A 24,863-nucleotide genomic window follows, 5' to 3' on the forward strand; every position below is an offset into this window, starting at 1 on the left:
CAGACATGAAAACAGCACAGCGCAATAAACTCGCCGCCCTCGCCCTGATGGCGCTCGGTGCCGCCAGCCAGGTTCACGCCAGTGAGCTGTTCCCCAACCTTCCAGCAAAAACCATCGGCGTGCAGGTGAAAATCCAGAGCTTCACCGCCGCCGATGCCGCACAAATCAAGGCCGCCGGCTTCAGCTTTGTGCGCTTCGGTGTGTGGAGTGACAGCCTCACCGCCAAGACTTATCAGAAACAGGTCAGCGATGCCTTCGCCGCCGCCGCTTCCGCCGGCCTGCCGGTGCTGCTCACGGTGCGCGCGATCAAGGCATTGCCGGCCACTTCGCCCGAAGAGCTGAACGCCGCCGGCGGTAAGTTCGCCAACACCGTGACCGGGCTGGAAAAATCCTGGAGCTCGCAATTGGTGGCGATCGAAATATGGAACGAACCGGACCTGGAAACCTATTGGCCGACGCGCAATTTCGATACAACGTTCGTGCCGTTCATGGCCGGCATGTGCAAGGCCTTCGAAGCTCAGCCACAGACGACGCCACGGGTCGGTTTCGGCTTCGCCCGGCCGCCAAGCGCAAGCTCGGCTTCGACGGTGGCGCTGAAAAGTATCGTCAGCGAGTACCCCAAATGCTTGAACGCCGTGTCCTACCACCCTTACGGCATGACCGCCACGCAGATCAGCAACGCGCAGACCTTCATCCAGCAGAGCTTCAATCTGCCGGGGGTCATCAGTGAATGGGGGGTTTCGGCCCTCGCCTCCAACGGCGGTCCTGAGGGGCAAGCGACCAAGATCAACGCGTTTATTACCGACGTGAAACGCCTCAATATTCCCCTGACCTCTATCTATGAATGGCGGAACAGTGATTCCGGCAGCAACGATCGCGAGAAGAACTTCGGCTTTCTCACCTCTGACGGCCAGCCAAAACCGGCGCGGTTGTCCGTGGAAGGTGTGTTGAACGCTGAGTAGGCGTTGGGCGACCGGCCTGTTCACAGGTCGGTTGCTTTGAACCTGTGGGCTGTTTTGGCATCGTATTCAGCGACACCGCGCCCCGCCTTTCAAACAATCGTTTTCAGGTTGTTGCCGCAGGGGCCATCGATCCACCAATGCACCCTTGAGTGCCCGTCAGCGCTCGGGTAATGTCTTCAGACCCATAGGATAGAGCACGCCCATGACTTCCAAGCTGGAACAACTCAAACAGTTCACCACCGTGGTTGCCGACACCGGCGACTTCGAAGCGATCGCCCGAGTCAAACCGACCGATGCCACCACCAACCCTTCCCTGCTGCTCAAGGCTTCGGCCATTCACGGTTACGCCGAACTGCTGAACGATTGCGTTCGCGACTGCAAGGGCGATGTCGGCCTGGCCAGCGACCGTTTCGGCGTCGCAGTGGGCAAGGAAATTCTCAACGTGGTTCCGGGCCGCATCTCCACCGAAGTGGATGCGCGCCTGTCCTTCGACCAGGATGCGATCCTCAAGCGCGCGCATCGCCTGATCGAGCTGTACGACAAGGCCGGCGTCGGCCGCGACCGCGTGCTGATCAAGATCGCCTCGACCTGGGAAGGCATCCGCGCCGCCGAGATCCTCGAGAAGGAAGGCATCCAGACCAACCTGACGCTGCTGTTCTCCTTCGCCCAGGCCGCCGCCTGCGCCGACGCCGGGGTGTTCCTGATTTCGCCGTTCGTGGGCCGTATCTACGACTGGTACAAGAAGGCCAACGGCAACGACTACACCGGCGCTGATGATCCGGGCGTGCAGTCGGTGACGCGCATCTACAACTACTACAAGGCCAACGACTACAAGACCGTGGTCATGGGCGCGAGCTTCCGTAACATCAACCAGATCGAGCAACTGGCTGGCTGCGATCGCCTGACCATCAGCCCGGAACTGCTGGAGAAACTGGCCGCCGATACCGGCAAGCTGGAACGCAAACTGGCACCGGGCAATGCCGGTGAAGCGCGTCTGAGCCTCAACGAAGCGCAATTCCGCTGGTTGTCCAACGAAGACGCGATGGCCACCGAGAAACTGGCTGAAGGCATCCGTCAGTTCGCCCGCGACCAGGAGAAGCTGGAAGCATTGCTGCAGGCCAAGCTGTGATTTGAGTCTGTAGAACGCAAAAAGGGCGAACCTGTGAGGGATCGCCCTTTTTCATTTGCCTGCACTGATAAATGTATCGACCGACCCGACGCCATCGCGGGCAAGCCCGCTCCCACAGGGTATGTGGAGAACCTAAGTTTGAGGTTTCACGCGATCATTGTGGGAGCGGGCTTGCCCGCGATGAGGCCAGCCCAGACAACATCAATTCATGAGGTCAGTGTCTTTCCAGGGCATTGACCAGATCATGAAACGCTTCACGATTGGAATCGTTCAGGCCCATGAGAATCTTGTGCGCTTCCAGCACCTTGATTCGCACCACTTCTTCGGACTGGTCCTGATCCGGCAGGTCGTCCAGGCACTCCGGGCACGGCACCGGGTGGTTGACGATGTTGAACACCTGCTCGAAGCCCATCGACTGCAAAAGCCGAGTGATGTCTTCGTGGGTGGTGACAACCGTCGGCAACAGGCCGACCTTCTGCCGCGACAGGATCGACAGTTTGGCCAGCAGGCCCAGGGTGGTGCTGTCGATGCTGCGGGTTTCGGTCAAATCGATCACGATCGCGTTGAAATTCAGCGCGGTGAAGATTTTCTCAATAGTCGCATCCAACGCCGAACACAGGGTCAGGCGAACTTCACCGACGAACTTCAGGACGAAGGTGCCGTCCTGCTCGGCGAACTGGATTCTACCGGTACTCATTAAAGATTCCTGCTCAACACCAACAGGGCGATATCATCCGGCATCTCCCCTAGCGTGGCCAAACCAAACACTTGCCGCAGACCATCCAGGCTGCCGCCCGCCGACTTCACCCGTTCGGGCAAAGCAGCCTCTTTTTCTTTGAGCGTTGCTTCCGGCAAAAGGTCCAGAATGCCATCAGACATCAGCGTCAGGCTGAACGTCGGCGGCAGCTCAAGCACGTGGTCTTCGTAGGTGGCTTCGTTGAAAAGCCCCACCGGCAGACCACGGCCTTCGAGATAACGAACACTGTCAGGCGTGTACAACACAGGCAAAGGCAGATGGCCGCCGATGCTATAGGTCAACAAACCGGTCTCCTCGTCGATGACTCCACCGACCATTGTGACGTGTTTACCCAGCTTACAACTGATCAGCCCCCGGTTGATATGACCGAGCACTTCCGAAGGTTTGAACTCCGGCAAGGTACCGCTGCGTTTTGACTCGAAGAGCAAACGCGTGGTCATGAACTTCAACAGCACGGTGACGAAGGCTGATGACGCACCATGCCCGGAAACATCCGCCAGATAAAACGCGACCCGGCGCTCGTCAACGCGGAAATAGTCGACAAAATCACCCGACAGGTACAGCGACGGGATGATCTGGTGGGCAAAGTTGAATTCGTCGATGCTCCACGGGCTTTCCGGCAGCATGTTCATCTGCACCTGGCGACCGGCGTTCTGGTCTTCCTGGAGCAGGTTCAGGCTGGCTTCAAGCTCGCGGTTGGCCTTTTCCAGCTTCTCGCTGTAGCGCTGGTTTTCCAGCAGCAGCCGCGCACGATCCAGGGCCCGGCGCACGGAGTGCTCGAGCACAGCCAGATCTTCGAGAGGCTTGATCAGGTAGTCCGCCGCACCCAGGCGCAGGGCCTCGACTGCGTCGTTCATCACCCCCGCACCCGAGACCACGATCACCGGCGTATCGGGTGAGCGCTCGGTGACCTGACGGATCAGTTCGAGACCGCCCATCTGCGGCATGCGCAGATCGCAGATGACCAGATCGGGCTCGTCTTGCTCGAATACCTGAAGACCCTGTTGACCGTTGCCGGCCTGCAGGACGCTGAAACCACTGTCTTCCAGATAGGCCGCGAGGCTCGCGCGCACTACCTCGTCATCATCGATTATCAGCAGCGTGGCACTGGTTTTTGGCATGTGGGCAAACGGCGCCAGAATTAGGTTGGCGTAGTGAGCGGGGCAACGGCCCTGCGCAGACTACTGGATTCGCTTTCTAGCCTCTCTGTTGCAGCGCTTTCAAGCATTCGCCTGGCGCGCGGTTTTAAACAGAGGTGCCCTTCTAAGGCGCAGACGGTACTCCCATCCGCAGAGCGTTTCAAGCATGCGCCGATTGTCGCTTGACGACTTTGTTTGTCAAATCACCGGGAGTTATAAGAACCGCTCCAACGGTAACCCGATGGAAGGTAGTGGCAGTCGCAGGCGACGCTCTGGCGCGGACAAAAAAGGCGACCCGAGGGTCGCCTTTCTGTCGCCGGTCGAAATCAGAAATCGTCTTCGACCTGACCGTCCTTCACCTTGAACTCGCGGTTCTGCAGGTAAGCGTTGCGGATGAAGGTGTATTTATCGCCGCTGATCAGCTTTTCGCTCGACAGCAGGCTGGCGCGAGTGTCAACGATGTTCAGGCCGAAGATCGAGTTGCGCGTCGGCACGTGGTCGATGTAGCGGTACGCGCCGGTGAAGCTGTCGACATATTTCGACGGTGCGTCACGCAGGGTGCTCGGCCCCATCAGCGGCAGCATAACGTACGGGCCGCTGCCCACGCCCCAGTAACCGAGGGTCTGACCGAAGTCTTCGTCGCTGCGGTTCAAGCCCATCTTGGTGCCGACATCAAAGAAGCCGAGCAGACCGAAGGTGGTGTTGAAAATCAGTCGGGCGGTATCAACGCCCGCCGCAGCCGGTTTGGCCTGGAGGATGTTGTTGGCCAGGTTGGTCACGTCGCCGACGTTGCGGAACATGTTGTGAATGCCGTCTTCAACGAACTGCGGGGTGATGTACTCATAACCCTGGGCCAATGGCTTCAGCGCGTAGGTGTCAACGAAGTCGTTGAACTGGAAAATCGGCCGGTTGACGCTTTCCCAAGGGTCTTCTTCGGTGGCCGCCTGGGTGGCGAACGGCGCCAGCAACAGGCTGGCACATACACTTAGCTGAGTGAGCGAAGGGCTCCAGCGCATAGAAAAACTCCTTGGATTCGATACTGGCGCGGTCCTCTCGGCCCGGGCATTAAGGCCGCTAGTATAAGCGTAAACGGCGATTTGGGCAGTGCGCCGCTGCAAGGATATGCAGGAAGTTTCCTACGCAGGCTTTCACCCGCCTGTCATGCAACTGTCACCCCAGCGCCTTAGTCTTGAGCGTTATTTCAGGGACGTTGCCATGACTCACGCCGAAACCTTGCCCGTCGCCGCGCCCGGCCTGACTGCCGTGCTGTTCGGCCTGAGCGGTTGCCTGGTGGATTTCGGTGCCCGCGCCGCGCGAGAGCTCAACCCCCAGCCGGAACATGCCAAAACTACACCGGGCGCACTCGATAGCCTGAAAAGTTTGCAGCGCCAGGGAATTCCCTGCGCGTGGCTCGACGAATTGCCCCCTGCCCTCGCTCAGCCACTGGCCGCGTCGCTGCCGGACTGGATCAAACCGACGCAACATTCAGCAACAATGAATCCATGGCCAGCGCCCAACGCGTGCTGGCAGGCGTTGATGAGTTTGAACATCGACCGCCTCGACGGTTGCGTGCTGGTCAGTGGTGAGCCGCGCCTGTTACAGGCCGGTCTGAATGCCGGGTTATGGACGATTGGCCTGGCGTCCTGTGGCTCGCTATGCGGCCTGAGCCCGAGCGAGTGGCAGGCGCTCTCGCAAAAGGAACGCGAAAAGTTGCGCGGCAAGGCAACCGTGCAGTTGTTCGGCCTGGGCGTGCATTCGGTAATCGATCATCTCGGCGAACTGGACGCCTGCCTCGCCGACATCAGCTTGCGCCGCGCCAAAGGCGAAAAGCCCTGACCGGCGTCATGCAGGTTTACCGAGAGTGGATTAATCTAAAGGTCAGCCATAGACCTTTGGCGCGCGGCTGCGGTCAATGCCAGTGCCTATTGATAAAAGGAAACCACCATGCCCGCCCGACGAGAACTGCAGGATCAGCTCAACACCTTGCATGATCAATTGGAGCAGAACCCGCCTCTGTCCGAGTCTGAACGTGAAAACTTACACCGGTTGATGGCGCAGATCGAAGCAGAAATTCAATTGGAAAATCAGCTACAGGACAACAACCTGGTGGACGGGGTGAACCTTGCCGTGGAGCGCTTCGAAGTCGAACACCCGGCGATCGCCGGCACCCTGCGCAACATCGTCAACGCGCTGGGCAGCATGGGCATCTGACGCCCCGCCGCACAAAAAAGCCCTGCCAACGATGGCAGGGCTTTTTCATTTGCAAAATGTGCATGCAAGCCCTTGAGGGAGCGAGCCTGCTCGCGAAGGCGTCGTGTCAGTCGACATCATCGTTTAATGACACACCGCATTCGCGAGCAGACTCGCTTCCACATTGGATGTCGCACATTCAGGATCTTTATTGACGTACGAGCCGATGATTCGGCAGTTGTACGCTTTCGGTACTGCGATACGGATTGATATCCAGCCCACCCCGGCGAACGTAACGTGCAAACACGGTGAGCTTTTCAGGTTTCAACAACCGCTGCAGATCGAGGAAAATCCGCTCAACGCATTGTTCATGGAAGTCCGAATGCTGGCGGAAGCTGACGATGTACTCCAGCAGGCTGGCGCGATCCAGCGCCGCGCCGCGATATTCCACCACGACGCTGCCCCAGTCCGGCTGGCTGGTCACCGGGCAGTTGGATTTGAGCAGGTGGCTGTGCACGCTCTCCTCGACCACGCGCGAATTGTCGCAACGCAGCAGCTCCGGACGCGGATGCTCATAGTTGCTCACGCTGATATCCAGATCGTCGATGCACACGCCCGGCAACGCCACCACGCCTTCGGCTTCGACGTCCTTCAGACTGCGAACCCGAACGCCCACAGGTTTGCCGGCAGCGGCGGACAGATCCTTGACCAGCGTCGCTTGCAATATGGCAACGTCGGCGAACGGCGTCTGGTTCAGCGAGTTGAGGTAGAGCTTGAACGACTTCGATTCGATGATGTTCGGCGAGTCCGCCGGGATGCTGAATTCAGCGATCGCCACCACCGGTTTGCCCGAGGGCAGCAGCCACGACAGCTCGAAGCAGTTCCAGAAATCCACGCCTTTATACGGCAGGGTTTCGGCGGTCAGGCCCAGCTCGGCCCATTTCGCGGTGCGCGGAATCGGGAACAGCAGGGACGGCGTGTACGTGGCGATGTATTCGCTGGATTTGCCCAGCGGCGAATGTTCGGCTGCGGGATGCATGGCGGAAACCTGACTGAAGAATCAGCGGATTCTACCAGCCTTTGCCCGCGCCTTTGAGTGCTTACTGACTGACTGTCAGTTTGCCGACCATGCCCGCCTGATAATGCCCGGGGATATTGCAGGCAAACTCGAGCACCGTGGCCTTGCTGAAGGTCCAGGTCAACTCGGCGGTTTTACCGGGCTCGACCAGCACGCTGTTGGGGTCGTCATGCTGCATGCCGTGGCCTATCGCCGCGTGATTCATGCCCGCCATGTCGTGGGACATTTCTTTCATGCCTGTCGGCGTTAGCATGCCGCTTTGCTGCATCTGCAACATTTCCTGCTGGTGACTGGCATGCATCGCCGCATCACCGAGGTTGAATTCATGCAGCAACTGGCCTTTATTCACCAGTACAAAGCGAACCGTCTCACCGGCCTTGACCTGTATGGCTTTCGGGTCGAAGTTCATGTCGCCCATGACGATTTCGATACTGCGCGTGGCCTGGCTCGCCGCTGCCGGCTGGCCGAAGGCGAAGGTGTGCGCCGGTGTCGCCCAGGCTGGCGAACTCAATGCCAGCAGACAGGTGGCTATTTTCAGCGAGGTGCGCAAAAACATGGTCGTACTCCAACAAGAGAAGGTTCAGCCTGTGGGAAACTCTAACCACCCAGTGCTGGCATCGACCTGACAGGCAGATTACAACTTTGTCAGCTTGGCGCTTATCGCCGGATCTCACGGTATAACGCCCTCGCCCTTTTTCATCCCGAAGCAGCCCGAGTCGCCCATGAAACTGTTGATCGTCGAAGACCAAGCGAAAACCGGCCAATACCTGCGTCAGGGCCTGACCGAGGCCGGATTCAATACCGAGCTGGTGGCCGATGGCATCAGCGGCCAGCAATTGGCCTTGAGCGGCGACTACGCGCTGTTGATCCTCGATGTGATGCTGCCCGGGCGCAGTGGCTGGCAGATTCTGCAAGCGGTGCGCAGCGCTGGCCTCGAAACGCCGGTACTTTTTCTCACCGCCAAAGACGCCGTGGAGGACAGGGTTCACGGCCTCGAACTGGGCGCCGACGATTATCTGGTCAAGCCATTCGCCTTTTCCGAGCTGCTCGCGCGGGTGCGCAGCCTGTTGCGGCGCGGCAGCGCAATCGCCCAGGAAACCAGCCTGCAACTGGCCGATCTGCGCCTGGATCTGATCCGCCGCCGGGTCGAACGCAGCGGCCAGCGCATCGACCTGACCGCCAAGGAATTCGCCCTGCTGGAAATGCTCCTGCGCCGTCAGGGTGAAGTCCTGCCCAAATCGCTGATCGCCTCGCAGGTTTGGGACATGAATTTCGACAGCGACACCAACGTCATCGAAGTGGCGATCCGCCGCTTGCGCCTGAAGATCGACGATGACTTCCCCAACAAGCTGATCCACACCGTGCGCGGAATGGGTTACGTGCTCGAAGAGCGTTCGCTGTGATGCGTAGCCTGTCCTTGAGCACGCGCCTGGCCCTGTTGTTTGCCGCCTGCACTGCGGTGGTCTCGCTGTTCGCCGGGGTGCTGTTCGACCGCGCCAGCGAGGCGCACTTCATCGAACTCGATCAGCAACAACTGGAGACGAAACTGATCGGCCTGCGCCGCGCCTTGCAGGATCTCCAACCTGCCCAGCGCGAGGCGCGGCTGGCCGATGAACTCAGCCGTCAGGCGGATCTGTCATTGCGCATCACCAGTGGCGACGGGCAGCACTGGTACGACAGCTCGGTGCAGATTCCGAAGAATCTGCCGCTGCAAACTGGCCTGTCGACCATCAGCCATGACGGCACCGATTACCGCGTGCTGCGCGCCCCGCTCTACCCGGACACAGCGGATTCGCCACAACTGACGCTGCTGTTGGACATCACCCATCACCAGCATTTTCTTGAGCGCATGCAGCATCTGATCTGGCTGACCGTCGGCCTGTCGGCGCTGGCCACTGCCCTGCTCGGGGCCTGGGCCGCGCGCAGCGGTCTGCGCCCGTTGCGGCGGATGAGCGCGGTGGCCCGTGGGATTTCTGCGCAATCGCTGAATGCCCGACTGCCTGAAGAGAAGATGCCACCAGAGCTTGCAGAAATGGCCTACAGCTTCAACGCCATGCTCGCACGCCTCGACGACTCGTTTCAGCGCCTCTCGGCGTTCTCCGCCGACATCGCCCATGAACTGCGCACACCGTTGTCGAATCTGCTGACCCACACCCAGGTCACCCTCACCCGCCCTCGGGCACTGGAGGATTACCGCGAAGCGCTGCACAGCAACCTCGAAGAACTGCAACGGATGGCGCAACTGGTCAACGACATGCTCTACCTGGCCAAGGCTGACCACGGCTTGCTGATGCCCAAGCGCGAACCACTGGAACTGGCGGATGAGGCCGACATGCTGCTGGAGTTTTTTGCACCATTGGCGGAAGACGCTGGCGTGAGTTTGAGCCGTGAAGGTGAGGCGCAAATCGAAGGTGATCGCGGCATGTTGCGCCGGGCCTTGTCGAATCTGCTGGATAACGCGCTGCGGTTTACCTCGGCCGAGGGGTACGTTCGCTTGAGCATCGTCGACGAGGCGAAAGCTGTGCGCGTTTGCGTCGAGAATAGTGGCCAAGGGATTTCAGCGCACGCGCTGCCACGTTTGTTTGACCGGTTCTATCGGGCGGACCCTGCACGGCAGGAAGGCAGCAGTGAACATGCGGGGTTGGGCTTGGCAATTACCCAGTCGATCGTGCGTGCTCATGGCGGGCAGATTCATTGCGAATCTGAAGCGGGTTGGACGCGGTTTGTAATCGAGTTGCCTCGGACCTGATCGTTCCCACGCTCTGCGTGGGAATGCAGCCCGGGACGCTCCGCGTCCCTTCAAGAGCCGAACGCAGAGCGTCCGTTGAGGCATTCCCACGCAGAGCGTGGGAACGAGCATGGAGTCGCTTACGAATATCTCAGCGCATGCGCCGGTTCGATCTTCGCCGCCCGCCACGCCGGATACACCGTCGCCAAAAAGCTCAGGATGAAACCCGCCGAGCAGATCAACAGCACATCCCCACCCTGCAGTTCCGAGGGCAGGTTGCTGACGAAATACACATCCGAACTGAAGATGTGCTGCCCGGTCACACGCTCGACCCAGCCGACCAATTCACTGACGTTAAGCGCGGCGATAACGCCCAGCACGCCGCCAATGATGGTGCCGACAATACCGATCACCGTGCCCTGCACCATGAAGATCGCCATGATCTGCCGTGGTGTGGCGCCGATCGTGCGCAGGATCGCGATGTCGGCGCCCTTGTCGTTCACCACCATGATCAGCGTCGCGATGATGTTGAACGCCGCCACCGCGACGATCATCAGCAACAGCAGGCCGATCATGGTTTTTTCCATCTTCATCGCGCTGAACAGGCTGCCCTGGGTGTGAGTCCAGTCGTCAGCCTTGAAGTCAGCACCGAGGCCACCGGCAATGTCCGCAGACACCTTCGGCGCGGCGTACAGATCCTTGACCGCCAGACGCACGCTCTGCACCTGATTCGGTTGCCAGTGCTGCATGGTCGCGGCGTCGGCGACGTGAATCAGGCCCATCGAGCCGTCCAGCTCGGCGCCGACCTTGAACACGCCAACCACATTCAGGCGCTGCATGCGCGGGGTGATACCGCCCGGCGCGGTGCTGACTTCCGGGACGATCAGAGTGATCTTGTCGCCGACATTGAGGCGGAAACGCCGCGCGGTGATTTCACCGATCACCACACCGAATTCGCCCGGCTTCAAGGCATCGAGGCGACCCTGGACGATGTGCTGGGCAACGATCGACACCTTGCCTTCCTGGGCCGGATCAACGCCGCTGATCTGGATCGGCTGCATCGAACCCTTGTAGGAAAGCATACCTTCCATTTCTGTGAACGGCACGGCGGCCGTCACTTCGGGATTTTTCATCGCAGCGGCGGCCACTGGCTGCCAGTCATCGATCGGCTTGACGCCAACGATGGTCGCATGGGGCACCATGCCGAGGATGCGCGAGCTCATTTCGCGCTGAAAGCCGTTCATCACCGACAGCACCACGATCATCGCCAGCACGCCGAGGGCGAGGCCGATCATCGAGGTCATCGAAATGAACGAAACAAAGCGATTGCGGCGCTTGGCGCGGGTATAGCGCGTGCCGATAAAGATCGATAACGGTCTGAACATTCGCTGGGGCACCGTATAGAAATAAAAGACCCGGCACCGTTACGGGCGCCGGGTTTCAGCCAGTCAGATGGGAGTGAGGCAGCCTTCCTGCAGCTGCAGGACGCGGTCCATCTGGCGAGCCAGGTTCATGTCGTGCGTCACCACCAGGAACGCCGTGCGCATCGAAGTGCTCAGCTCCAGCATCAGATCCTGAATGCCTTCGGCGGTATGCAGGTCGAGGTTGCCGGTTGGCTCATCGAGCATCACCAGCCCCGGGTTGTTCACCAGTGCACGGGCAATGGCCACGCGCTGACGTTCGCCGCCGGAGAGTTCCGCCGGTTTGTGTTCCAGACGATGGCCGAGACCGACGCGCTCCAGCAATGCCGTGGCACGCTGACGCGCCTCCGGGATGGCGGTCTTGCCGATCAACAGCGGCATGCAGACGTTTTCCAGCGCGGTGAATTCCGGCAGCAGGTGGTGAAACTGGTAAACGAAACCAAGCGCGCGATTGCGCAGCAGGCCCCGCTTCTTCTCGCTCAACGCCGACAGTTCTTCACCGTCGAGCCAGACGCTGCCCTTGCTCGGCGTATCGAGGCCGCCGAGCAGGTTGAGCAAGGTACTTTTGCCGGAACCGGATTTACCCACGATCGCCACACGCTCGCCCGGGTGCAACTCCAGTTGCAGGCCGGCCAGCACTTGTACCGACTCAGGCCCCTCCTCGTAGGACTTGCCCAGGTTACGGCAGCTCAGAATTGCTTGTTCACTCATGCCCGACTCACTCATAACGTAACGCCTCCGCCGGCTGGGTGCGCGCGGCACGCCAGGCGGGATACAGGGTGGCGAGGAAACTCAGGACCAACGCAGCGGCGCAGACCATGACGACGTCCTGGCTCTGTACCTGCGAAGGAAGATAATCAATGAAATACACGTCAGCATTAAGGAACTTGTGGCCGATCAGCCCTTCAAGCGCCGAAATGGCCGCACTGACATTCAGCGCCGCGAGGATCCCGACCACCGCGCCGATCGCCGTGCCGACCACGCCGATTACCGTGCCCTGAACCATGAACGTGCGCATGATCGTGCCCGGTGTCGCGCCGAGGGTACGCAGAATGGCGATGTCGCCCTTCTTGTCGTTCACCACCATCACCAGCGTGGAAATGATGTTGAACGCGGCGACGGCGACGATCAGCAGCAACAGCAGCCCGATCATGGCTTTTTCCATGCGGATCGCCTGATACAGGTTGCCGTGGGTGCGGGTCCAGTCGCGGGCGTAGTAACGATCTTCGCCGAGCTGCTGGGCGATGTTCCACGCCTCACGCGGTGCCTGGAACAGGTCGTCGAACTTCAGCCGCAGGCCCTGCACCTGATCGGCTTTCCAGCGGTGCATTTTCGCCAGATCCTGCAGATTGGTCACGCCGAGGTAGCCGTCGAGCTCACCGGCGCCGACATGGAAAATCCCGACCACGGTGAAGCGCTTCATGCGCGGGAACATCCCGGCCGGGGTCACGCTGACCTCCGGCGCGACGAAGGTGACCTTGTCACCGATGCCGACGCCAAGCTTGGTCGCGGCCTTGTCGCCGATGACGATGCCGAAGCTGCCCGGTGTCAGGTCGTCGAGTTTGCCCTGCTTCATGAAGTTGTCGATGATCGACACATTGCGCTCGAGCGCAGGATCAATGGCATTGAGCAACACTTTGGAAACCTGGCCGTTGTTGGTCAGCAGGCCCTGCATCTGGGTGAACGGCGCCACCGCCGTCACCTGCCGGTTCTGCTTGACCTTGTCGGCCAGGCTCTGCCAGTCATTGATCGGCTCGCCGGTCTCGAGAGTGGCGTGGGGCACCATGCCCAGCACGCGGGTGCGCATCTCATGGTCGAAGCCGTTCATCACCGACAGCACGACGATCATCACGACCACGCCAAGGGCGAGCCCGATCATCGAAGTCAGGGAAATGAATGACACAAAATGATTGCGACGCTTTGCACGGGTATAACGCGTGCCGATAAATACGAAGAGAGGTCTGAACATGTCGGGGCTTGTTCGGAGGGAAAAGGAACGTCCTTGTGGCGGGGGTCGAAAACCAGCTTTACACTCAGACCACCGCCGCTACCATGGGTTCGCCATGTCGACATTAGATGAAGAAGATCGCCGCGAATACTACCGTATCGAGGACACGATCGCACTGGAAATTCGGCCCCTGTCCGCTCCCGAAGCCGCAGGCCAGGAAGTGTTGCAGGATGCTTCCCCACTCTTCAACCTGCTCAGCGAACTGCACCTGAGCGAATTCGAGTCGCAGCACCTGTTGCGACAGATCAGCGAGCGCGACCGCGCCATCGCGGCGTTCCTCAAATCGCAGAACAAACGCATCGACCTGCTCAGCCAGGTAATCGCCCTGACGGTGCTCGGACACATCGGCGAGCCGCAGCCGGTGATCATCTCCGAGGGCGGGATCGACTTTCAGTACCCGACCCCGATTGCCACCGGCGCGCACCTGTCGGTGAAACTGGTGCTGATGCCGCAGGCGCTTGGCCTGCTGCTGCGCGCCCGGGTCACCCATTGCGATCCCAAGGGCGATGGCTATGACGTCGGCACCGAGTTCGAGCGCCCGACCGATGCCCAGCGCCAGTTGCTCGCGCGCTACATCTTGCAGAAGCAGGCTCAGGAACGCCGTCTGGCCCGCGAACAGAACGAATCTGGCATTTAACTTAAGGAAGCACCGTGACCCTCATCTACGGCCACCGCGGCGCCAAGGGCGAAGCACCGGAAAACACCCTGAGCAGCTTTCAGGAATGCCTCAAGCACGGCGTGCGCCGCTGCGAACTGGATCTGCACCTGTCCAAGGACGGCGAGCTGATGGTCATCCATGACCCGACGCTCAAGCGCACCACCGACCGTCGCGGCAAAGTCGTCGAGCACACCGCTGCCGAACTGGTGACCTACGACGCGCGCAAGGGTGGCCCGGGCTGGATTCAGCCGTGCCCGATTCCGACGCTGGAAGAATTGTTCGAGCAATGTGATTTCGAGCACTGGCAGCTGGAAGTCAAAAGCGCTTCACGCACCCGCGCGGCGACTACCGTGCTGGCGATTCGGGAAATGGCTCAGCGCCACGGCCTGCTCGACAAGGTGACGATCACCTCGAGTTCACGGGAAGTCTTGAAGGCAGCGCTGGATCTGGTACCGGACGTATCCCGTGGCCTGGTGGCCGAATACGCCTGGCTCGATCCGCTGAAGGTGGCGGCCAGCTACGGTTGCGAAATTCTCGCGTTGAACTGGACGCTGTGTACGCCGGAACGCCTGCAGAAGGCGCAGCGTCAGGGCCTGCATGTGTCGGTGTGGACCGTCAACGAGCCTGCACTGATGCGCAGACTCGCCGACTTCGGCGTTGACAGCCTGATTACAGACTTTCCCGGTTTGGCCACTGCCACCCTTGAGAATTGCTGAAATCGGTCTCCCCGGCCGGCTCAGGCCACCGGCCGGAGCCCGTCAAAAAAGCCGGTTGAGGCCGTCGTACGCCGCTACCCGATAGGCTTCGGCCATGGTCGGGTAGTTGAACGTGGTGTTGACGAAATACTTCAGGGTGTTCAGCTCGCCCGGCTGGTTCATGATCGCCTGACCGATGTGCACGATCTCCGACGCCTGATAACCGAAGCAATGCACGCCGAGCACTTCCAGCGTTTCGCGGTGGAAGAGGATCTTCAGCATGCCTTGCGGCTCACCGGCAATCTGCGCCCGCGCCATGCTCTTGAAGAAGGCCTTGCCGACTTCGTACGGCACTTTCGCCTGGGTCAGCTCCTGCTCGTTCTTGCCGATCGAGCTGATCTCCGGAATGGTGTAGATGCCGGTCGGCACGTCATTGACGAAGCGCCAGCTGCCATTGTCGACGATGCTGCCAGCGGCCGAACGACCCTGGTCGTGGGCGGCACTGGCCAAGCTTGGCCAGCCGATCACGTCACCGGCGCCGTAGATGTTCTCTATGCAGGTGCGGTAGTTCTGGTCGACCTCGATCTGGCCACGGCTGTTGACCTTGACCCCGATGTTTTCCAGACCCAGCGTGTCGGTGTTGCCGGTACGGCCGTTGCACCAGAGCAAGGCGTCGGCCTTGATCTTCTTGCCGGATTTCAGGTGCAGGATCACGCCGTTGTCCACGCCTTCGACGCGGTCGTACTCTTCGTTGTGACGCACGGTGATGTTGTTGTTGCTGAAGTGGTAGCTCAGCGCCTGGGAAATTTCCGAGTCAAGGAAGCTCAGCAACTGGCCACGGTTGTCGACCAGTTCGACCAGCACACCCAGACCACTGAAGATCGATGCGTATTCGCAACCGATCACACCAGCGCCGTAAACGATCAGTTTGCGCGGGGTGTGACCGAGGCTGAGGATGGTGTCGCTATCGTAGATGCGCGGGTGGTGGAAATCGATGTCCGCCGGGCGATACGGGCGCGAACCGGTGGCGATGATGATGTGCTTGGCCACCAGTTTTTCGACCACGCCGTTGCCGCAGACCACTTCGATGGTTTGCTCGTCGGCGAAGCTGCCGGTACCGAAGAACACGTCGACGCGGTTACGGGCGTAGTAGCCGGTGCGCGATGCGACTTGTTTGGAAATGACTTTTTCGGCGCTTTTCAACACGTCCGGGAAGGAGAACCAGCGTGGCTCGCCGATCGCGCGGAACATCGGGTTGGTGTTGAACTGCATGATCTGCCGCACCGAGTGACGCAGTGCCTTGGACGGGATGGTGCCGAGGTGGGTGCAGTTGCCGCCGACCTGACGACGGCTGTCGACCATCGCGACCTTGCGCCCCGCTTTGGCGGCGTTCATTGCCGCGCCTTCTCCCGCCGGGCCGGAACCCAGTACCACCACGTCGTAGTTGTAGACAGCCATGCGTACTCCTCAGAACAGGCCGCGGTGCCAGCAGCACCGGCGGCTAAATCACGCCGAACGGCGGCGCGAAGGAACAATTGGGGGCCAGTGAAGAACCCGGACACAGTCTATAGAAGCGTCAACGCCGCGCACATTAACCCTTGGTCGCGTCGTAGGCTACTTTTGCCTGCACTACAACGCCAGCTTTCGTCTTGTCTTCAGTCAGTTTTTTTCACCGACAAGCTGCGCAAATGCCTGACTGCTGCGGGTGACGAAACCTGTATCGGCACGCAAGACAAAGAATGCAGCAATGTCATGTTTTTGGGCATAGTCCCGCGCCCTTTCCGGCCCGAGAATCAGCAACAGCGTCGATAGTCCATCGGCCATCAACGCTGAAGGATGAATCACCGTGACTGACGCCAGGTCGTGTAGGACCGGTCGCCCGCTACGTGCATCGAAGGTGTGGGAATAACGCCGACCGTCCTGCAGAAAATAATGGCGGTAGTCACCGGAGGTGGACACGCCGTAGCCATCGACATCGATAATCCGCTCGGCCACTTGCTGGTCATCGCGAGGCTCTTCGAGAGCGATGCGCCACGCGGAACCATCCGGCTTCTTGCCCCGGGCTTTGAGTTCGCCCGTGGCTTCGACCAGGTAATTGTCGATGCCCATGGCCTGCAATCTGGCGGCGATGGTATCCACGGCGTAACCGGCGGCAATGCTGTTGAAGTCGACTTCGACGGCGGTGTCCTTGCACAACCGCTCGCCGTCGATGCGCAGATGCTGATGGCCGACCCGCTGCATGACCTCGGCCACAGCGGCCGCATCAGGGATCTTTTCTTCGCGTCCTTGCGGGCCGAATCCCCAGAGGTCCAGCAGCGGTTCCACGGTCAGGTCGTAGGAGCCTTCGCTTTGGATTGAAAGCTGTTCGCCGATGCGGACCAATTCGAGCACCGCTGCCGGCATGGCTTGGCAGCTATCGGCGGGCAAGGCGTTGAAACGCTCGATGACGGAGTCACTGCGGTAAGTCGACAGCTGTTGATCGACTTCGCCGAGGATGCGCTCCACTTCACCGCGCACTTGCGCAGGATCGGCGACCCCGGCGTGGCGCACGTACTTGACCGACCAGGTGCTGCCCATGGTCGAACCGCCAACCTGTTCCAGGGAATCGCCGTTGCCGCAGCCGCCGATTGCCGCCGCCAACACCACAAGCCCCAACCAGCGTCCAGTTAACAATTCTTCATCTCCCCGCAAAACCACGGCGGCCATTATGAACTACAAGCGCCCGCTCGCTTCCCCATGGCTGCAACGCCTTTATACAAAATTGAACAGTGAGTACCTCCCATGTCCTCCACCACGGGCAAAGGCAAAGCGATCTTTCGCGTTGTCAGCGGCAACTTCCTCGAAATGTTCGACTTCATGGTCTACGGCTTCTATGCCACGGCCATCGCCAAAACCTTCTTCCCCACCGACAGCGCCTTCGCTTCGCTGATGCTGTCGCTGGCGACCTTCGGCGCCGGCTTCCTGATGCGCCCGCTGGGGGCGATTTTCCTCGGTGCCTATATCGACCGTCACGGACGGCGCAAAGGACTGATCATCACCTTGGCGATGATGGCCGCCGGTACGGTGTTGATTGCCTGCGTGCCTGGCTACGCGACGCTCGGCGTCGCCGCGCCGCTACTGGTGTTGTTCGGCCGTCTGTTGCAAGGCTTCTCGGCGGGCGTGGAACTGGGCGGTGTGTCGGTGTATCTGGCGGAAATTTCGACGCCGGGGCGTAAAGGCTTTTTCGTCAGTTGGCAGTCCGCCAGCCAACAGGCAGCCGTGGTGTTCGCCGGTCTGCTCGGCGTTGGCCTCAACCACTGGCTGAGTCCGGAGCAAATGGGCGAATGGGGCTGGCGCGTGCCGTTTCTGATTGGCTGCATGATCGTGCCGGTGATTTTCTTCATCCGTCGCTCGCTGGAAGAAACTCCGGAATTCCAGGCGCGAACCCACCGCCCTACCCTCGGCGAAATCGTCCGCTCGATCGGGCAGAACTTCGGCATCGTCATTGCCGGCATGGCGCTGGTGGTGATGACCACGGTGTCGTTCTACCTGATCACTGCGTACACGCCGACGTTTGGCAAGGCTGAGCTGCATCTGTCGGACCTCGACGCCTTGCTGGTGACGGTGTGCATCGGCTTGTCGAACTTCTTCTGGCTACCGGTGATGGGCGCGGTATCCGACAAGATCGGCCGAAAACCCTTACTGCTGGCGGCGACAATTCTGGCGATCCTCACGGCGTATCCGGCACTGTCGTGGCTGGTGGCGAATCCGAGCTTCAGCCATTTGCTGATTGTCGAATTGTGGCTGTCGTTCCTGTACGGCTCGTACAACGGCGCGATGGTGGTGGCGCTGACCGAGATCATGCCGGTGGAAGTGCGCACGACCGGGTTTTCCCTGGCTTACAGTTTGGCAACGGCGACGTTCGGCGGATTTACTCCGGCAGCGTGCACCTATCTGATTCATGTGCTGGACAACAAGTCAGCACCGGGCATCTGGCTCAGTGGCGCGGCGGTGTTGGGGTTGATTGCGACGTTGGTGTTGTTCCGTGGCAACCGGCATGAGTTGCGCACGGCGCAGGCCTCGGTAGCCAGCGGCGCCTGACAGAATGCTTTCGCGAGCAGGCTCGCTCCCACAGAAGATTGTGAACGACACTGATCCAGTGTGGGAGCGAGCCTGCTCGCGAAGAGGCCGGCAAGGACGCCGAAGATCCAACAGGCCCACAAACAAAAACGCCCCGACAAAATGCCGGGGCGTTTTCATTCAAGCCTGAGACTTAGCGCGGGAACGCTGGCGGATTCACATCAGCCATGTCTTCCATCACACGAACTACCTGGCAGCTGTAGCCGAACTCGTTGTCGTACCAGACGTACAGAACGACACGGTTGTCCTGCACGATGGTCGCTTCAGCGTCGACTACACCGGCGTGACGCGAGCCAACGAAGTCAGTCGACACCACTTCCTGCGAATTGACGAAGTCGATCTGCTTGTGCAGCTCGGAGTGCAGCGCCATGTAGCGCAGGTACTCGTTCATCTCTTCGCGGGTGGCGGCTTTCTCAAGGTTGAGGTTGAGAATGGCCATCGACACGTTTGGCGTCGGAACACGAATCGCGTTACCGGTCAGCTTGCCGGCCAGCTCAGGCAGAGCCTTGGCAGCAGCGGTGGCGGCGCCGGTCTCGGTGATCACCATGTTCAGCGCGGCGCTGCGGCCACGGCGATCGCCCTTGTGGAAGTTGTCGATCAGGTTCTGGTCGTTGGTGTACGAGTGAACGGTTTCGACGTGACCGTTGATGATGCCGAACTTGTCGTTGACCGCTTTGAGCACCGGCACGATGGCGTTGGTGGTGCAGGAAGCAGCCGAGACAATCTTGTCGTCAGCGGTGATTTCACCGTGGTTGATGCCGTGAACGATGTTCTTCAGCTTGCCCTTGCCAGGCGCGGTCAGAACAACGCGATCGATACCCGGGCAGGCCAGGTGCTGACCCAGGCCATCGGCGTCACGCCATACACCGGTGTTGTCCACCAGCAGCGCGTCTTTGATGCCGTACTGGGTGTAATCCACCTCGGTCGGGTTCTTCGCGTAGATCACCTGGATCAGGTTACCGTTGGCGGTGATGGTGTTGTTTTCTTCGTCGATGGTAATGGTGCCGTTGAACGAACCGTGTACCGAATCGCGACGCAGCAGGCTGGCGCGTTTGGTCAGGTCGTTCTCGGCGCCTTTGCGCACGACGATGGCGCGCAGACGCAGGCCGTCGCCACCACCGGTTTTCTCGATCAGGATGCGCGCCAGCAGACGGCCGATACGACCGAAGCCGTAAAGAACAACGTCGGTGCCTTTGCGGGCCGAGGCGTTCTGCTGGCCAACCACGTCAGCCATCTCTTCACGCACGAACTGCTCGGCGCTGCGGCCGTTGCCTTCATTGCGGAATTTGAACGCCAGCTTGCCCAGATCCACCGACGCCGCGCCGAGCTTGAGCTCGCTCATGGCCTTGAGCAGTGGGAATGTTTCGTGGACGGAGAGTTCGCTGTCGTCGGAAGAACGGTGGCGAGCAAAGCGGTGAGCTTTGAGAATCGCGATGACAGACTGGTTGATCAGGCTGCGGCCATAGATCGAGCTAACCACGTTGTTATTGCGGTAGAGCTGACCGATAAGCGGAATCATCGCTTCTGCGAGTGCTTCACGGTCGATCCATTCACCAAGACACTGGTCGGGCTTCTGAGTCACGGTAACCTTCCACATGTAGGGGCAGAAAAAAGGGGCTACATTATGCCGCCGACAAGCCCTTTCAGCAATGCGCGCTTGTCGCGCAATCGGTAACAAATTCCCGTTCAAAAAATTTACGCCCTTCTCCAGCCCAATAAAACCGGGGCTTTCAGCGCAGTCAATTTTTCGACGACTGATAGACGATGTCTGTAACCCTCCGTAACACCACCCGGTTTCGGCACTACATAACCATGAAAAAAGTGCTCGTTTTTATGGTTACCACTACATTTCGTCCAAACCGTGAAGATAGACGCAGTCTGCAACTGACAGGCGGCACCGTAGGCCGCTACAATTACCGACTTTGTCGCAACGCCTGGAGCTCAACCTTCCGTGCCTGTTCTGCGTCTACCGCTACTCCCTGCCGAAGCAGGTAAACAGCACTGGGGCAATCTGCCCGGTGCCGCCCTCAGCCTGGCGATTGCCGAGGCTGCCAGCGCTGCCAAGCGCTTTACCCTGCTGCTGACCGCCGACAGCCAAAGCGCCGAACGGCTGGAACAGGAGCTGAGTTTCTTCGCCCCGGATTTGCCCGTACTGCATTTCCCCGACTGGGAAACCCTGCCCTACGACCTGTTCTCGCCGCACCAGGACATCATCTCCCAGCGCATCGCCAGCCTTTACCGCCTGCCGGAACTGGCCCACGGCGTGCTGGTGGTACCGATCACCACCGCCCTGCATCGCTTGGCGCCGACCAAATTCCTGCTCGGCAGCAGCCTGGTGCTGGATATCGGCCAGAAGCTCGACGTCGAACAGATGCGCGCGCGGCTCGAAGCCAGCGGCTATCGCTATGTCGACACGGTGTACGAGCACGGCGAGTTCACCGTACGCGGCGCGCTGATCGACCTGTTCCCGATGGGCAGCAAACTGCCGTATCGCATCGACCTGTTCGATGACGAAATCGAAACCCTGCGCACGTTCGATCCGGAAACCCAGCGTTCGATCGACAAGGTCGAGTCGGTCAAGCTGCTGCCGGCGCGCGAGTTTCCGTTGCAGAAAGATGCGGTAACCCGCTTCAAAGCGCGTTTCCGTGAGCGCTTTGACGTCGATTTTCGCCGCTGCCCGATCTTTCAGGATTTGAGCAGCGGTATCACCCCGGCCGGCATCGAGTACTACCTGCCGCTGTTCTTCGACGAAACTTCGACGCTGTTCGATTACCTGCCCCAGGACACTCAGGTGTTCTCGCTGCCGGGCATCGAGCAGGCGGCGGAAAACTTCTGGAACGACGTGCGCAATCGTTACGAAGAACGCCGCGTCGATCCATCGCGTCCTTTATTGCCACCGGCCGAATTGTTCCTGCCGGTGGAAGACTGCTTCGCGCGCCTGAAGAACTGGCCACGCGTCGTTGCCAGTCAACAGGACGTTGAAAGCGGCGTCGGCCGTGAGCGCTTCCCGGCACATGCGCTGCCCGATCTGGCCATCGAAGCCAAGGCCACGCAACCGCTGGCGGCGCTGGCCGGCTTCCTCGAAGAATTCCCCGGTCGCGTGTTGTTCACCGCTGAATCGGCGGGTCGTCGCGAAGTCCTGCTGGAACTGCTGGAACGTCTGAAGTTGCGGCCGAAAACCGTCGACAGCTGGCCTGACTTCGTCGCCAGCAAGGATCGTCTGGCGATCACCATTGCCCCGCTCGACGAAGGTCTGCTGCTCGACGACCCCGCGCTAGCTCTGGTGGCGGAAAGTCCGCTGTTCGGCCAACGGGTCATGCAACGTCGCCGCCGCGAGAAGCGCAGCGACGTCAGCAACGATGCGGTGATCAAGAACCTCACCGAACTGCGTGAAGGCGCGCCGGTGGTGCATATCGACCACGGCGTCGGGCGCTACCTGGGCCTGACGATTCTGGAAATCGACAATCAGGCCGCCGAGTTCCTCACCCTCGAATACGCCGAGAACGCCAAGCTCTACGTGCCAGTGGCCAACCTGCACCTGATCGCGCGCTACACCGGCAGCGACGATTCGCTCGCGCCGCTACACCGCCTCGGCTCGGAAACCTGGCAGAAAGCCAAGCGCAAGGCCGCCGAGCAGGTGCGTGACGTCGCCGCCGAATTGCTCGACATTTACGCCCGTCGCGCCGCCCGTGAAGGTTACGCCTTCGCCGACCCGAAGGCCGACTACGCCACCTTCAGCGCCGGTTTCCCGTTCGAGGAAACACCCGATCAGCAAGCCACCATCGAGGCCGTGCACGAAGACATGCTCGCGCCGAAACCGATGGATCGTCTGGTCTGCGGCGACGTTGGCTTCGGCAAGACCGAAGTGGCCATGCGCGCCGCGTTCATTGCCGTGCACGGCGGTCGTCAGGTGGCGATTCTGGTGCCGACCACCCTGCTCGCCCAGCAGCACTACAACAGTTTCCGCGACCGCTTCGCCGACTGGCCGGTGACCGTGGAAGTGATGAGTCGCTTCAAATCGGCCAAGGAAGTCAACGCGGCGATCGCCGATCTGGCGGAAGGCAAGATCGACATCGTCATCGGCACGCACAAACTGCTGTCCGATGATGTGAAGATCAAAAACCTCGGGCTGGTGATCATCGACGAAGAGCACCGCTTTGGCGTGCGCCAGAAAGAACAGCTCAAGGCCCTGCGCAGCGAAGTCGACATCCTTACCCTGACCGCGACGCCGATTCCGCGCACGCTGAACATGGCGGTGTCGGGCATGCGCGATCTGTCGATCATCGCCACGCCGCCAGCGCGGCGCCTGTCGGTGCGCACCTTTGTCATGGAGCAGAACAAGAGCACGGTCAAAGAGGCCCTGCTGCGTGAACTGCTGCGTGGCGGTCAGGTTTACTACCTGCACAACGATGTGAAGACCATCGAGAAGTGCGCCGCCGACCTCGCGGAACTGGTGCCGGAAGCGCGCATCGGTATCGGCCACGGGCAGATGCGCGAACGTGAACTCGAACAGGTGATGAGCGACTTCTACCACAAGCGCTTCAACGTGCTGATCGCCTCGACCATCATCGAGACCGGCATCGACGTGCCAAGCGCCAACACCATCATCATCGAGCGCGCCGACAAGTTCGGCCTGGCCCAGCTGCACCAGTTGCGTGGTCGTGTCGGTCGCAGTCACCACCAGGCTTACGCCTACCTGCTGACACCGCCACGCCAGCAAATCACTTCGGACGCGGAAAAACGTCTGGAAGCGATCGCCAATACCCAGGACCTCGGCGCCGGTTTCGTCCTGGCCACCAACGACCTGGAAATCCGTGGCGCCGGCGAACTGCTCGGCGACGGTCAGAGCGGGCAGATTCAGGCCGTCGGTTTCACCCTGTACATGGAAATGCTCGAGCGCGCGGTGAAGTCGATCCGCAAGGGCGAGCAGCCGAACCTCGATCAACCGCTTGGCGGCGGCCCGGAAGTCAATCTGCGGGTGCCGGCGCTGATTCCGGAAGATTATCTGCCGGATGTGCATGCGCGGTTGATTCTGTATAAACGCATCGCCTCGGCCACCGACGAGGAAGGCCTCAAGGATCTGCAGGTGGAGATGATCGACCGCTTCGGCCTGTTGCCGGAGCCGACCAAGAACCTGGTGCGGATCACCGCGCTGAAATTGCAGGCGGAAAAGCTCGGCATCAAGAAAGTCGACGGCGGGCCGCAAGGCGGACGCATCGAGTTCGAAGCGCAGACGCCGGTTGACCCGATGACCCTGATCAAGCTGATCCAGACGCAGCCCAAGCGCTACAAGTTCGAAGGCGCGACGATGTTTAAATTCCAGGTGCCGATGGAGCGCCCGGAAGAACGTTTCAATACTGTCGAGGCGCTGTTTGAGCGTCTCATCCCGAAATCCGCTTGAAGGACGCCCAATGCGCCTGTTCCGCTCCCTGACTTTGTTGCTTGCACTTGCAGCACCGACGGCGTTTGCCGATGACACGTATCAGGTCGAAATGATCCTGGTGCGCCAGAATGCCGTGCCAGCAATCGTCAGCCGCGCCGCCCCGGAAGACTGGGCCGCTGGCGCCCAGCGCCTGGGCAGCGACAGCCAGCGCACCCCAGCGCTGAATGATGTAGTGAGCAAACTCACCGCCAGCGGCGAGTACACCGTGTTGATGCACAAAGCCTGGCAGCAGAGCCTCGGCGAAGCGCCGGCGAAAGTCGCAGTGAGCGAAGGTCAGGAACAGTTCGGCCAGTTCCCCATCGAGGGCACGCTGGAAATGAAACTCGGCCGCTTCACCGACGTGACCGCCGATTTCTGGGTCAATCAGATCGACGCCAATGGCCTGGTCACCGCCAGTGAGCGCCTGCGCCAGGACAGCCACACCAAGAACGGCCAGCTCAATTACCTCGACAACGGTCATCTGGCCCTGCTGATCAAGATCACTTCCCTGACCGCGCCAGCGCCTCGCGAAGCGCCTGAAGTCGTGCCGGACTGAT

Annotated in this window: 22 protein-coding genes; 11 read left to right on the plus strand and 11 right to left on the minus strand. The window is 60.5% G+C overall.

Features of this window, described 5'->3' with window-relative positions; all coding sequences use genetic code 11:
* Positions 1-5: 5 nt before the first annotated feature.
* Positions 6-962: a glycosyl hydrolase family 5 gene (locus AB4N41_RS26670; protein WP_252876648.1), complete on the plus strand. Its 957-nt coding sequence runs from the start codon at positions 6-8 to the stop codon at positions 960-962.
* A 202-nt stretch (positions 963-1,164) separates the two neighbouring features.
* A complete protein-coding gene (tal, locus tag AB4N41_RS26675; RefSeq protein ID WP_016775468.1) occupies positions 1,165-2,091 on the plus strand; it encodes a transaldolase in 927 nt (308 codons plus the stop codon).
* Between the two features lie 214 nt (positions 2,092-2,305).
* Here the strand turns inward: tal and rssC are convergent, their stop codons facing one another.
* From rssC to AB4N41_RS26690, 3 genes are all read right to left on the minus strand, one after another.
* Positions 2,306-2,788 (minus strand): anti-sigma factor antagonist RssC, encoded by a 483-nt coding sequence (rssC, locus tag AB4N41_RS26680; RefSeq protein ID WP_003226553.1) that lies wholly within the window; start codon positions 2,786-2,788, stop codon positions 2,306-2,308.
* Complete coding sequence (gene rssB / locus AB4N41_RS26685) at positions 2,788-3,969, minus strand: two-component system response regulator RssB (RefSeq protein ID WP_024013622.1); 1,182 nt, start codon at positions 3,967-3,969, stop codon at positions 2,788-2,790. Before rssB ends, rssC begins: the two co-directional genes overlap by 1 nt.
* Before the next feature lie 344 nt (positions 3,970-4,313).
* Positions 4,314-5,003: an MlaA family lipoprotein gene (locus tag AB4N41_RS26690; RefSeq protein WP_252876649.1), complete on the minus strand. Its 690-nt coding sequence runs from the start codon at positions 5,001-5,003 to the stop codon at positions 4,314-4,316.
* Between the two features lie 199 nt (positions 5,004-5,202).
* Between AB4N41_RS26690 and AB4N41_RS26695 the strand changes: the two genes are divergently transcribed.
* Both AB4N41_RS26695 and AB4N41_RS26700 read left to right on the plus strand, forming a co-directional pair.
* Positions 5,203-5,823: an HAD family phosphatase gene (locus AB4N41_RS26695; protein ID WP_252876650.1), complete on the plus strand. Its 621-nt coding sequence runs from the start codon at positions 5,203-5,205 to the stop codon at positions 5,821-5,823.
* 108 nt (positions 5,824-5,931) lie between these two features.
* Complete coding sequence (locus tag AB4N41_RS26700; RefSeq protein ID WP_252876651.1) at positions 5,932-6,198, plus strand: DUF4404 family protein; 267 nt, start codon at positions 5,932-5,934, stop codon at positions 6,196-6,198.
* A gap of 187 nt (positions 6,199-6,385) precedes the next feature.
* Here AB4N41_RS26700 and queF read toward each other — a convergent pair whose 3' ends face one another.
* Together queF and copI are read right to left on the minus strand one after the other, a co-directional pair.
* Positions 6,386-7,216, minus strand: coding sequence for an NADPH-dependent 7-cyano-7-deazaguanine reductase QueF (gene queF, locus AB4N41_RS26705; protein ID WP_056791486.1), 831 nt, complete (start codon positions 7,214-7,216; stop codon positions 6,386-6,388).
* A gap of 61 nt (positions 7,217-7,277) precedes the next feature.
* On the minus strand, positions 7,278-7,811 hold the full coding sequence (gene copI / locus AB4N41_RS26710; protein WP_252868005.1) for a copper-resistant cuproprotein CopI: 534 nt from the start codon (positions 7,809-7,811) through the stop codon (positions 7,278-7,280).
* A gap of 166 nt (positions 7,812-7,977) precedes the next feature.
* On the opposite strand from copI, the gene AB4N41_RS26715 reads away from it, so the two are divergent.
* The gene (locus AB4N41_RS26715) at positions 7,978-8,658 is read left to right on the plus strand and encodes a heavy metal response regulator transcription factor (RefSeq protein WP_130903103.1); all 681 of its coding nucleotides are present in this window, start codon (positions 7,978-7,980) and stop codon (positions 8,656-8,658) included.
* On the plus strand, positions 8,658-10,004 hold the full coding sequence (locus AB4N41_RS26720; RefSeq protein WP_252876652.1) for a heavy metal sensor histidine kinase: 1,347 nt from the start codon (positions 8,658-8,660) through the stop codon (positions 10,002-10,004). Before AB4N41_RS26715 ends, AB4N41_RS26720 begins: the two co-directional genes overlap by 1 nt.
* Before the next feature lie 119 nt (positions 10,005-10,123).
* Here the strand turns inward: AB4N41_RS26720 and AB4N41_RS26725 are convergent, their stop codons facing one another.
* The 3 genes from AB4N41_RS26725 to AB4N41_RS26735 all read right to left on the minus strand — a co-directional run bounded on the left by AB4N41_RS26725 (position 10,124) and on the right by AB4N41_RS26735 (position 13,373).
* Entirely contained in the window at positions 10,124-11,368 is a 1,245-nt protein-coding gene (locus tag AB4N41_RS26725; protein WP_024013627.1) for a lipoprotein-releasing ABC transporter permease subunit, read from the minus strand.
* Between the two features lie 63 nt (positions 11,369-11,431).
* Positions 11,432-12,130 carry a lipoprotein-releasing ABC transporter ATP-binding protein LolD gene (gene lolD / locus AB4N41_RS26730; RefSeq protein WP_024013628.1) on the minus strand — a complete coding sequence of 233 codons (699 nt, stop codon included), beginning with the start codon at positions 12,128-12,130 and terminating at the stop codon, positions 11,432-11,434.
* Positions 12,123-13,373: a lipoprotein-releasing ABC transporter permease subunit gene (locus tag AB4N41_RS26735; protein WP_024013629.1), complete on the minus strand. Its 1,251-nt coding sequence runs from the start codon at positions 13,371-13,373 to the stop codon at positions 12,123-12,125. Before AB4N41_RS26735 ends, lolD begins: the two co-directional genes overlap by 8 nt.
* Before the next feature lie 94 nt (positions 13,374-13,467).
* On the opposite strand from AB4N41_RS26735, the gene AB4N41_RS26740 reads away from it, so the two are divergent.
* Positions 13,468-14,049 carry a PilZ domain-containing protein gene (locus tag AB4N41_RS26740; protein WP_016775478.1) on the plus strand — a complete coding sequence of 194 codons (582 nt, stop codon included), beginning with the start codon at positions 13,468-13,470 and terminating at the stop codon, positions 14,047-14,049.
* 14 nt (positions 14,050-14,063) lie between these two features.
* Entirely contained in the window at positions 14,064-14,786 is a 723-nt protein-coding gene (locus AB4N41_RS26745) for a glycerophosphodiester phosphodiesterase (RefSeq protein ID WP_056791501.1), read from the plus strand.
* Positions 14,787-14,828: 42 nt separating this feature from the next.
* Here AB4N41_RS26745 and sthA read toward each other — a convergent pair whose 3' ends face one another.
* Positions 14,829-16,223: a Si-specific NAD(P)(+) transhydrogenase gene (gene sthA / locus AB4N41_RS26750; protein WP_039760770.1), complete on the minus strand. Its 1,395-nt coding sequence runs from the start codon at positions 16,221-16,223 to the stop codon at positions 14,829-14,831.
* Between the two features lie 201 nt (positions 16,224-16,424).
* Positions 16,425-17,471 (minus strand): FAD:protein FMN transferase, encoded by a 1,047-nt coding sequence (locus AB4N41_RS26755; RefSeq protein ID WP_252876653.1) that lies wholly within the window; start codon positions 17,469-17,471, stop codon positions 16,425-16,427.
* 75 nt (positions 17,472-17,546) lie between these two features.
* Between AB4N41_RS26755 and tcuC the strand changes: the two genes are divergently transcribed.
* On the plus strand, positions 17,547-18,845 hold the full coding sequence (tcuC, locus tag AB4N41_RS26760; protein ID WP_252876654.1) for an MFS transporter: 1,299 nt from the start codon (positions 17,547-17,549) through the stop codon (positions 18,843-18,845).
* Positions 18,846-19,017: 172 nt separating this feature from the next.
* On the opposite strand, the gene AB4N41_RS26765 is transcribed toward tcuC, so the two are convergent.
* A complete protein-coding gene (locus AB4N41_RS26765) occupies positions 19,018-20,481 on the minus strand; it encodes a glyceraldehyde-3-phosphate dehydrogenase (RefSeq protein WP_016775482.1) in 1,464 nt (487 codons plus the stop codon).
* Between the two features lie 354 nt (positions 20,482-20,835).
* On the opposite strand from AB4N41_RS26765, the gene mfd reads away from it, so the two are divergent.
* On the plus strand, positions 20,836-24,285 hold the full coding sequence (gene mfd, locus AB4N41_RS26770; protein WP_252876655.1) for a transcription-repair coupling factor: 3,450 nt from the start codon (positions 20,836-20,838) through the stop codon (positions 24,283-24,285).
* 10 nt (positions 24,286-24,295) lie between these two features.
* The gene (locus tag AB4N41_RS26775; RefSeq protein ID WP_071173055.1) at positions 24,296-24,862 is read left to right on the plus strand and encodes a CsiV family protein; all 567 of its coding nucleotides are present in this window, start codon (positions 24,296-24,298) and stop codon (positions 24,860-24,862) included.
* The last annotated feature ends 1 nt before the right edge of the window (position 24,863 follow it).

The organism is Pseudomonas sp. S2_A10 (assembly GCF_054668465.1).